The organism is Phenylobacterium sp., assembly GCF_036402295.1.
Taxonomy (GTDB): Bacteria; Pseudomonadota; Alphaproteobacteria; order Caulobacterales; family Caulobacteraceae; genus Phenylobacterium.
In genome coordinates this window covers 1-9488 of sequence record NZ_DASWTE010000237.1, presented here as the reverse complement: position 1 = coordinate 9488, position 9488 = coordinate 1, and the positions used below count along the sequence as shown (strand labels likewise).

Sequence of the window (9488 nt, the reverse complement as noted above, 5' to 3'; positions counted from 1 at the left end):
AAGCCGTTCATCACCGACATCGTGGTGATCAGCACCGCCACGGCCAGCATGATGCCGGCGAACGAGATGATCGAGATCAGCGCGACGCCGCCCTGGCTGCGCTTGGCCCGCAGGTAGCGGGCGGCCAGCATCCGCTCCCACAGCCCGAACGGGGCCGCGCGACCGCCGATGACGGGGCGGGTGTTGCTCACCCGGTGATCGCCTTCAGCGCCGCCTCGAGCGGCAACGTCTGGCGCTCGCCCGTGGCGCGGCGCTTCAGTTCCACGACGCCCTCGGCCACGCCCTTCGGACCGACGCTCAGCTGCCAGGGGATGCCCACGAGGTCGGTGGCCGCGAACTTCGCCCCCGGCCGGTCGTCGCGGTCGTCGTACAGCGGATCGACTCCGGCGTCGGTCAGCCCCTTGTAGGCCTTCTCGCAGACCTCATCGCAGCCGGCGTCGCCGGCGCGCAGGTTCAGCACCGCTGCGCCGAACGGCGCCACGGCGTCGGGCCAGATGATGCCGCTCGCGTCGTGGCTGGCCTCGATGATCGCGCCGGCCAAGCGGGAGACGCCCACCCCGTACGAGCCCATGTGCACGGCCACGTCCTTGCCGTCTGGCCCGGTCACATTGGCCTTCATCGGCGCCGAGTACTTGGTCCCGAAATAGAAGATGTGGCCCACCTCGATGCCGCGGGCGGTCATCCGCTTGTCCTCGGGCAGCGCCTCGTAGGCCGCCGGGTCGTGCATCTCGTCCGAGGCCGCGTAGAGCGCCGTGCGCTTCTCCACCAGCGGCTGCAGGTCGCCGTCCCAGTCGACGTCGGGGCCGGGCGCGCCCATCTCCACCAGGTCGCGGTGCGCGAACACCTGGCTCTCGCCGGTGTCGGCCAGGATGATGAACTCGTGGGAGAGGTCGCCGCCGATCGGGCCGGTGTCGGCCCGCACCGGGATCGCCTTCAGCCCCAGCCGCGCGTAGACGTTCAGATAGGCCAGGAACATCCGGTTGTAGGCCCGGCGCGCCGCCGCCTCGTCGATGTCGAACGAATAGGCGTCCTTCATCAGGAACTCGCGGCCGCGCATGACCCCGAACCGGGGCCGCCGCTCGTCGCGGAACTTCCACTGGATGTTGTAAAGATTCAACGGCAAGTCCTTGTACGACTTGACGTAGCTGCGGAAGATGTCGGTGACGACCTCCTCGGCCGTCGGGCCGAACAGCAGCTCCCGCTGGCTGCGGTCGAAGATGCGCAGCATCTCGTCGCCGTAGTCGTCGAAGCGGCCGCTCTCCTTCCAGAGGTCGGTGAGCTGGATGGTCGGCATCAGGATCTCGACCGCGCCGGCGCGGTTCATCTCCTCGCGCACGACCTGCTCGATCTTCTTCAGCACCTTCAGGCCCAGCGGCAGCCAGGCGTAGATGCCCGCGGCCTCCTGCCGGATCATCCCGGCGCGCAGCATCAGCTGGTGCGACACGATCTGGGCGTCGGCGGGCGCCTCGCGAAGCGTGGGCATGAAGTATCGCGAAAGGCGCATGGAATCTTCGGCTCTCAAGGTCGGCGGAGGCGCCCTGATAGCCTTGCCGCTGGAACCTTGGCAACGATGTGGCGGGTCTGCGGTTCCGCTAGTACTCGCTGGGCAGCCTCGGCAGCTTCACGATCCCGGTCCAGACGATCAGCCAGATGATGCCGAACACCACGATCGCGATGCCGGTGGTGATCAGGAACTTCTGCTTCAGCTTCGGGTCCACGGGCGCGCCGGGGTCGCCGCCGTCGCCCTTGTCGATGCCCGCGTCGGCGTGGGTCACCGTGCCCCACGGCAGGACGGCGAACAGCACCGTCCACCAGATGGTCAGGAAGATCGCGACCGAGGTGAAGACACCCATCAGTGGGCTCCCTTCGGAGTCTCCATCAGCTCCACGAGCACGCCACCCATGTTCTTCGGGTGAACGAAGATCACTGGCGTGCCGTGCGCCCCGATCCGCGGCGTGCCGTTGTTCAGCACCGTCGCGCCCTTCGCCTGCATATCGTCGCGCGCGGCGATGATGTCCTCGACCTCGAAGCAGATGTGGTGCTGGCCGCCGGCCGGGTTCTTCTCCAGGAAGCCCTTCAGCGGCGAGGCGTCGCCGTGCGGCTCGATCAGCTCGATCTGGCTGTTCGGCAGGTCGACGAAACACACCCACACGCCCTGCTCGGGCATGGCGAACTTCTCGCCGATCTTCGTGGCGCCCAGAACGTCGCGGTACAGTGCGACCGACTGCTCGATGGAGGGCGTGGCGACGCCCACGTGGTTCAGTTTCCCGATCATGCCTCGCCTATACGCCGCCCCGGGCGCAGGCGCGAGATCACGCAGCGGAAGAAGGTTGCGGCGTTTGCGCCGGCGCGATCCCGCCCAGGCCGTCCGCACAGAACACCGCGCCGGTTGCCAGCAGCTCGACGATCCGCCCCTCGGCGATCCCCCAGTCCCGCAGCACCTCCACCGAATGCTCACCGAGGTCCGGCGTCGGCCGGGCGATCTCCACGGGCGTGCGGGCGAAGTGGGCGTAACCGTGGGCGCTGATCATCGGCCCGATGCGCGGGTGTTCCCAGTGGTCGAGGAAGCCGTTCTCGATCAGCCACGGATCCTGCAGCGTCTCGGCGCTGCGCAACACCGGCGCGGCAGGCACGCCCGCGGCTCGAAGCGCCGCCAGCGTCTCGCCTCGCGGCCGCGCTGCCAAGGCCGCCTCCAGCGCCTGCGCCAGCGTCCCGTCGCGGGTCTCCAGCAGCGGCGCGGGGCCCAGGTCGATCCCCAGCGCCACACCCAGGGCGGCTGTCTCCGCGTCGGTCTCGCACACCAGCCCGATCCAGCCGTCGGCGCAGGCGTAGTAGCGGTGCAGCGCCCGCACGCCCAGGCAGTCCTCGCCGCCCAGGTCGTTCGGCGGCCGGCCTTCGTAGGTCACCATCTCGCCCAGCTGGAACAGCAGGCTCTGGGCCATCAGGCTGGTCAGGATCTCCTGCCCCTCGCCCGTCCGCTCGCGGGCGTGCAAGGCCGCCACCACCGACGACGTCACGACCGAGGCAGTCGCCACGTCGTTCACGGCGATGGTGTAGAGGATCGGGTCGCCCTCCCCGCCCTGCGCCGCCTGCATCCCTCCCTCGGCCTGCAGCAGCGGATCGAAGCCCGGCAGCGCGGCCCGCGCGCCGGTGTCGCCATAGGCGTTGATCGAGCACGAGATGACGCGCGGGTTCACGGCCTTCAACGCCGCATAGTCGATGCCCAGGCGCTGCCGCACCCCGAACCGGTAGTTGTCGATCACCACGTCGGCCGACGCGGCCATCTCCAGGAACAGCGCCTTCGCGCCGGGCTTGCGCAGGTCGAGTCCCAACGCGCGGACGCCGCGGTTGTAGATTATGAAGCCCGGCCCATCCGAGCGGAACGGATCGGCCGCGGGCGGCTCGACCTTGATCACGTCGGCGCCGAGATCGGTCAGCAGCGTGCCGGCATAGGCGCCGGCGATCACCGTGCCCAGGTTCAGCACCTTCACCCCGGCCAGCGGCGCGCCGCTGCCGCCCCTGCCCGGAGCCGCCGCCCGCGGGACCCAGGTCGGCGGCGAGGCCATCGGCTGTGGCAGGCCACGCACCGACGCCGGCGTGGCGGAGAGCTTCGCCGGCGGCGCCGGGATCGACACCTCGCCATGCCGCGGATGCGGGAAGGTGAGCCGCAGGCCGCCTTCCGCCACCGTCTCGCCGGCGAACCACGCCTCGCGTCGCCGCACCGCCGCGCACGGCACGTCGTTGGCCTGCAGCGCCTCCAGCCACTCCGCCCGGGTCCGCGTGAGGAACATGCCCTCCAGCAGGTCGCGCGCCGCCAGCATGTCGATCTCGAGCGCCTCGAAGGCGTCCTCCAGTCCCAGCACCTCGAAGGCCTTGCGGTAGAAGTTCGTGAACAGGGTCCCCAGGAAGAACCACTCGCCGTCGGCGCACTGGTAGAGCCGGTAGCGCGGGTTCGCGCCCGGCGGGATGCCGCGCGGCAGCGGCGGCTGCGCCAGCGCCCGGGCCACGCCCGAAGCCTCCGAGGCCCCGTGCAGCCCGCTGATCGTCACCGCCTGGCCAAGACCGCTGCGGGCCCGCTCGATCAGCGCCGCTCCGATCGCCGCCGAGCCCATGACGGCCTGCGCGTACCAGAGGATCGGCAGGATCAGGTGGACCGGCTGGTCTGCGTAAGCGCCCTGCCGGAACGCCGTTCCCGTCATCCCGGCCAGCAGGCTGTGATGCGCCGGCAGATCGCTCCACGGCCCTTGCGTGCCATAGGGCGGCATCCAGGCGTGCACGAGGCCCGGGTTCGTCGCCGCGAGGCTCGCGTGGTCCAGCCCCAGCCCCTCGAGCTTTCCTGGCGCATGGTCGAAGATCGCCACGTCTGCCCCAGCGATCAGCGCCTTGGCCGCCGCCAGCCCGTCGGCCGACGCAAGGTCGAGGCTCACCACCTGCTTGTTGCGGTTGAAGGCAAGGTAGCCGGCGTGGTCCTTCCACCGGTCGCCGCCCGGTGGCTCCACCTTGACCACCTCGGCCTCGAAGTCGCCCAGCAGCATGGCCCCCATCGGCCCGGCCACGCCCTGACTGAAATCGGCGATCCGCACGCCCTTGTAGGCGGACATTCCGGCGGGCCTCCCATGGCTCTGTCGGCGGCCCGCTCTGCGGCGTCTCACCCGGACGCCATCAAACCCGTCCTTCGAACCCGCCGCAACCCGCCCGCCCGTGCTAGCCTGCCGCAAACCGGAGGGACGTCATGCGCACCGCCACCTTGGGACCGCTCGGCGAGGTGAGCCGCCTCACGCTGGGCGGCGGCATCGGTCAGATCTGGGGCGAGGTCACCCACGACGAGGCGCTGGCCACGATCTACGCCGCTATCGACGCGGGCATCACGCTCCTCGACTGCGCGCCCACCTACAGGAACGCCGAGGCGTTCCTGGGCGAGGCGTTCGGCGGCGATCCGCCCGCCGGCGTGAAGTTCACCACCAAGTGCCAGCTCGGCTCACCCAACCCGCGCGACGTGCCCGCCGCCCTCGAGGCCTCGCTCGCGGATAGCCTCGCGGCCCTGCGCCTGCCCCGCGTCGACGTCTTCTTCCTGCACTCCAACCTGCACGCCGACGGCTTCACCTACGCCCACGGCGACGCGAACAAGGACCGCTTCTCCACCGCGCTCTCGATCTACGAGAACGAGGTTGTGGCCACGATGGAGCGGCTGAAGGCCGACGGCCGCATCGGCGCCTGGGGGATTACCGGCATCGGGGTGCCCACCGCCATCCTCGCGGCCCTCGACCACACACCTCGGCCCGACGTCGTCCAGGTGATCGCCAACCTCATGGACAGCCCAGGCGCCCTCAAGCGCTACGCCGAGCCCGCCAAGCCGCGCGAGATCGCCGCCGCCGCCAAGGCCCGCGGCGTGGGCGTCATGGGCATCCGCGCCGTACAGGCCGGCGCGCTCACCGCCGCCGTTGACCGGGAGCTCTCGCCCAACAGCCCCGACCGCGCGGACTACGACCGTGCCGCCCCCTTCCGCGCCCTCTGCGCCCGCTGGGGCGCCGACCCGGCCTACGTCGCCCATCGCTACGCGCTGTCGCTGCCCAACTACGACACCGTGGTCCTGGGCGTGAAGAACCGCGCCGAGCTCGCCATGTGCGTCGCCGCCGAAGCCGGCGGCCCCTACAGCGCCGAAGAAATGGCCGAGATCGACGGGCTGGGACTGGCGGGCTGACCCAGCCCCTTCAGGTGATCCACGAGCAGTGGCAGGCGGTCCTGGCCCCAGAACGTCGCTCCGTCGGGCGTCACGAAGGTGGGCACGCCGAAGGCCCCGGCCGCCAGCGCCGCCTCAAGGTTCGTCGCATAGACCGCCTGCGCCGGACCAGAGAGCGCGCGCACCATGTGCGGCCCGTCCAGCCCGGCCTCCACCGCCAGGTCCAGCACCGCGCCGCCGTCGCGCGGCGGATCGCCCTCGGCATAGGTGTGCTTGTAGAGCGCCCGGGCGAACCGTTCGGCCGCGCCCTGCGCCTGGGCCGCCGCGCAGGCCAGCGCCAACCCGCGCCAGTCCACGTCGCCCGAAACATCCTTGAACGGCACGCCGTAGTGCCGCGCCCAGCGCTCGATGTCGGCGGTGCGCCAGGCGGGGTCCTGCGGGCTGCGCGGCACGCCGCCGGTCCGCTCGGTCAGGTCCATGCTCAGCACCGGCCGCCAGCGGAACCGCGCGCCCGTCTCGGCCGCCACCCGGTCGATCTGCGTTGCCGCGAGGTACGAGTAACGGCTCCCGGGGCCGAAGAAGAACTCGACCTCCATGTGACGATCATACCCCCCAAAGGCGGGCGGCGAAGCTAGATCCGCAGCACCGTCGTCTCGACCACAGGCCGGCGGCCCCAGATCCGCTGGCTGGCCTTCTTCACCGCCCGGGTGATGGCGGTCTCGATGCTGTCGTCCAGGTCGAGGTCCTCGCCCTTCAGCCGCTTGATCGCCGCCTCCGCCTCGTCGGCCAGATCGTCAAGGATGTCGTCCATCGAGTTGTCGTCATCCGCCGGCAGGCCCAGCGCTCGCACCTGCGGGCCGCTGACGATCCGGCTGCGTCCGTCCAGCGCCACCGACACCGCGATCATGCCGTTGAACGCCGCATGCCGCCGCTCGCGCAGCGCCTCGCCATTCTCGGGCGTCAGCATGCCGGCGTCGAGGAACAGCCGCCCAGCGGGCACCTCGTCGATGATCTCGGCGCGGCCCGGCGCCAGCCGCACCATGTCGCCGTTCCTGGGTGTCACCTGCTGCGGCACCTGCAGGTCGCGGGCGAAGGCCGCATGCTCCATCAGGTGGCGGCGCTCGCCGTGCGTCGGCACCGCGATCTGCGGCCGCGCCCAGCGGTACATCTCCGCCAACTCGTCGCGGCACGGGTGGCCCGAGACGTGGATCCCCGGGTGGTCGCGCTCGGTGTAAAGGCGCACGCCGTTTTCGGTCAGCTTGTTCTGCAGGTTGCGGATCGGGATCTCGTTGCCCGGGATCACCCGGCTGGAGAACACCACGCTGTCGCCGGAACCCAGCTTCACATGCGGGTGCGTCCCGTCCGCGATCCGCGCCAGCGCCGCGCGCGGCTCGCCCTGACTGCCGGTGCAGAGGTAGAGCACCCCGTTCTCGGGCAGGTGCTTGGCCTCGGTGTCGTCGAGGAACGGCTTCACGTCCTCCATGAGCCCCACCGAGCGCGCCGCCGCGGCCATCCGCAACATCGAACGCCCCACCAGGCAGACGCGCCGGCCGTTGGCCTCGGCCGCTCGCACCACGCTGTCCATTCGCGCCACGTTCGACGCGAAACAGGCCACCGCCACCTTGCCCTTCAGCGAGCCGATCAGCGGGATCAGCGTCTTGCGCACGTCGGCCTCGGAGCCGGCGTGGCCGTCCACAAAGACGTTCGTGGAGTCGCACACCATCGCCAGCACGCCCTCGTCGCCCAGCTTGCGGATGGCGGCCGCGTCGGTCACGTCGCCCAGCAGCGGGTCCGGGTCGATCTTCCAGTCGCCCGTGTGCAGGATCGTCCCCAGCGGCGTCTTGATCGCCAGGCCGTTGGGCTCGGGGATCGAGTGGGTGAGCGTGATCAGCTCCAGCGAGAACGGCCCCAGCTCGATGGTCCCGCCCAGGGGCACCACGGTGATCTCCGCCTCGTCCAGCAGGTCGGCCTCGCGCAGCTTCTCGCGCAGGATGAAGGCGGTGAACGGGGTCGCGTAGATCGGCGCTCTCAGCCGGGGCCATAGCCACGCCACCGCGCCGATGTGGTCCTCGTGGGCGTGAGTCAGCACGATGCCCAGGATGCGGTCGGCGTGCTCCTCGATGAACTCCGGGTCCGGCAGGATCACCTCGACGCCGGGCGTCGTCTGGTCGCCGAACGTCACGCCCAGGTCCACCACGATCCAGCGCCGGTCGTGCGGCGGCCCGAAGCCGTAGAGGTTGAAGTTCATGCCGATCTCGTTCGACCCGCCCAGTGGCAGGAAGACGAGCTCGTCGGGCTTGTCTGGTTTGGCCATCACGCGTTCGCCGAGTTGCGGCGGTAGATTTCCAGCATGCCCCGGATCGTCAGGTCGGGATCGAAGTGGTCAATCGAATCCGTTGCGCCATGGAAGAGCGAGGACACGCCGCCAGTTCCGATCACCGTCATCGGCTTGCCCCACTCGGTCTTGATCCGATCCACCAGCCCCTCGATCAGTGCGATGTAGCCCCAGAAGACGCCCGACTGCATGGCGGCGACCGTGTCCTTGCCGATGGCGGTGTTGCCGCGCGGACGCTGGATGGCGACGCGGGGCAGCTTGGCCGCCGCCTGGTGCAACGCCTCCATCGACAGGTTGATCCCCGGCGCGATGGCGCAGCCTTCCAGGCCGCCGTCCGCCGCGACGACGTCGAAGGTGGTCGCGGTGCCGCTGTCGATGACGATGAGGTCGCCGGGGTAGACCACGTGCGCCCCGATGGCGTTCACCAACCGGTCGGCGCCGGCCTCCGACGGCTTCTCGATGCGCACCGCGATGCCCAGGTCGACGTTCTCGCCGATCACCAGCGGCTCCACGTGCAGGTAGCGCCGCGCCAGGTTGCGCAGGTTGAAGATCGACTGCGGCACCACGCTGGAGATGATGCAGCCGTCGAAGGCGGTGAGCGCCAGCCCCGCCATGCCCAGCAGCTGCGACAGCCACACCGCGTACTCGTCCGCCGTGCGCGTCGAGTCCGTGCCGGCCCGCCATTGCGCCGTCCACGCCTCACCGTCGTGCACGGCGAAGAGGGTGTTGGTGTTGCCCTGTTCGATCGCCAGCAGCATTTCACGCCTCTCCGAAGAACACGTCGCCTGCGGTTATCCGCTCAAGCCCGCCGTCGTCCAGTCGCAGCCGCAGCGCCCCGTCCGGATCGAGCCCTTCCGCCACGCCCGAGAGCGTGCGGTTCGGCAGCCGCGCCTCGCAACGCTGGCCGATGCCCGTCGCCCGCTCCGACCACCCTGCGGCGATGGGCGGGAAGCCCTGCGTCGCCCAGGCGGTGCGCCAGCGCTCGAACGAAGTCGCCAGCACGTCCAGCGCGACACGCGGCTCTGGCGGCGGCCCGGCCATGTGCTCGGCAAACGCCGTCGCGGGCCGTTCCAGATCCTGCGGCGCGTGCGCCAGGTTCACGCCGATGCCCACAGCCAGCCACAGCCGCCCGTCGGCCCGCGCCCCGGACTCCACCAGGATCCCGACCGCCTTCTTCCCATGCACCAGCACGTCGTTGGGCCATTTCAGCCGCGCGGCGCCCGGGCCCAGGCAGGTGTCGGCCAGGTCACACGCCGCCAGCGCCGCCACGAACGACAGCTGGGCAGCTTCCGCGGGCGGGCGGTCGGTGAGCGTCAGAAGCGTCGCGGCGAGGTTGCCCCGGCGCGTCGACCAGGCGCGTCCGCGGCGACCGCGGCCGGCGGTCTGCACCGCCGCCGTGATCCAGACCGGCCCGCCTTCGCCCGCCTCGGCGCGCCGCCGCGCCTCCGCGTTCGTGGAGTCGAGCTCGTCGTA

General features: G+C 70.8%; 10 protein-coding genes. 1 reads left to right on the top strand and 9 read right to left on the bottom strand.

Translation table 11 applies throughout. The features are described from left to right. The 5 genes from VGD44_RS14625 to VGD44_RS14605 form a co-directional block, all read right to left on the bottom strand. Nucleotides 1–131 (bottom strand): hypothetical protein (locus tag VGD44_RS14625; RefSeq protein ID WP_331088312.1); only part of this gene is annotated, 131 nt, incomplete at its 3' end. Between the two features lie 56 nt (nt 132–187). After that, nucleotides 188–1504, bottom strand: a complete 1317-nt coding sequence (gene proS / locus VGD44_RS14620) for a proline--tRNA ligase (protein ID WP_331088310.1) — start codon at nt 1502–1504, stop codon at nt 188–190. Between the two features lie 88 nt (nt 1505–1592). After that, nucleotides 1593–1853, bottom strand: a complete 261-nt coding sequence (locus VGD44_RS14615; protein ID WP_331088308.1) for a DUF1467 family protein — start codon at nt 1851–1853, stop codon at nt 1593–1595. Then, nucleotides 1853–2275, bottom strand: coding sequence for a methylmalonyl-CoA epimerase (mce, locus tag VGD44_RS14610; RefSeq protein ID WP_331088306.1), 423 nt, complete (start codon nt 2273–2275; stop codon nt 1853–1855). Before mce ends, VGD44_RS14615 begins: the two co-directional genes overlap by 1 nt. Nucleotides 2276–2312: 37 nt before the next feature. Further along, nucleotides 2313–4601, bottom strand: a complete 2289-nt coding sequence (locus VGD44_RS14605) for a CoA transferase (protein ID WP_331088304.1) — start codon at nt 4599–4601, stop codon at nt 2313–2315. A 131-nt stretch (nt 4602–4732) separates the two neighbouring features. Between VGD44_RS14605 and VGD44_RS14600 the strand changes: the two genes are divergently transcribed. Continuing rightward, nucleotides 4733–5701: an aldo/keto reductase gene (locus VGD44_RS14600; RefSeq protein ID WP_331088302.1), complete on the top strand. Its 969-nt coding sequence runs from the start codon at nt 4733–4735 to the stop codon at nt 5699–5701. Here VGD44_RS14600 and VGD44_RS14595 read toward each other — a convergent pair. The 4 genes from VGD44_RS14595 to VGD44_RS14580 form a co-directional block, all read right to left on the bottom strand. Beyond that, the gene (locus VGD44_RS14595) at nt 5650–6276 is read right to left on the bottom strand and encodes a 2-hydroxychromene-2-carboxylate isomerase (protein ID WP_331088300.1); all 627 of its coding nucleotides are present in this window, start codon (nt 6274–6276) and stop codon (nt 5650–5652) included. The genes VGD44_RS14600 and VGD44_RS14595 overlap by 52 nt on opposite strands. A 35-nt stretch (nt 6277–6311) precedes the next feature. Beyond that, nucleotides 6312–7994, bottom strand: a complete 1683-nt coding sequence (locus VGD44_RS14590; protein WP_331088298.1) for a ribonuclease J — start codon at nt 7992–7994, stop codon at nt 6312–6314. Continuing rightward, complete coding sequence (locus VGD44_RS14585) at nt 7994–8773, bottom strand: type III pantothenate kinase (RefSeq protein ID WP_331088296.1); 780 nt, start codon at nt 8771–8773, stop codon at nt 7994–7996. The genes VGD44_RS14590 and VGD44_RS14585 overlap by 1 nt, the downstream gene beginning before the upstream one ends. Before the next feature lies 1 nt (nt 8774). After that, nucleotides 8775–9488: biotin--[acetyl-CoA-carboxylase] ligase (locus VGD44_RS14580; RefSeq protein WP_331088294.1), on the bottom strand; the 714-nt coding region annotated here is incomplete at its 5' end.

What these genes read in the sequence shown, in the direction of transcription:
- proS (WP_331088310.1), bottom strand. Translation starts at nt 1,504, where the DNA reads ATGCGCCTTTCGCGATACTTCATGCCCACGCTTCGCGAGGCGCCCGCC.
- VGD44_RS14615 (WP_331088308.1), bottom strand. Translation starts at nt 1,853, where the DNA reads ATGGGTGTCTTCACCTCGGTCGCGATCTTCCTGACCATCTGGTGGACG.
- mce (WP_331088306.1), bottom strand. Translation starts at nt 2,275, where the DNA reads ATGATCGGGAAACTGAACCACGTGGGCGTCGCCACGCCCTCCATCGAG.
- VGD44_RS14605 (WP_331088304.1), bottom strand. Translation starts at nt 4,601, where the DNA reads ATGTCCGCCTACAAGGGCGTGCGGATCGCCGATTTCAGTCAGGGCGTG.
- VGD44_RS14600 (WP_331088302.1), top strand. Translation starts at nt 4,733, where the DNA reads ATGCGCACCGCCACCTTGGGACCGCTCGGCGAGGTGAGCCGCCTCACG.
- VGD44_RS14595 (WP_331088300.1), bottom strand. Translation starts at nt 6,276, where the DNA reads ATGGAGGTCGAGTTCTTCTTCGGCCCCGGGAGCCGTTACTCGTACCTC.
- VGD44_RS14590 (WP_331088298.1), bottom strand. Translation starts at nt 7,994, where the DNA reads ATGGCCAAACCAGACAAGCCCGACGAGCTCGTCTTCCTGCCACTGGGC.
- VGD44_RS14585 (WP_331088296.1), bottom strand. Translation starts at nt 8,773, where the DNA reads ATGCTGCTGGCGATCGAACAGGGCAACACCAACACCCTCTTCGCCGTG.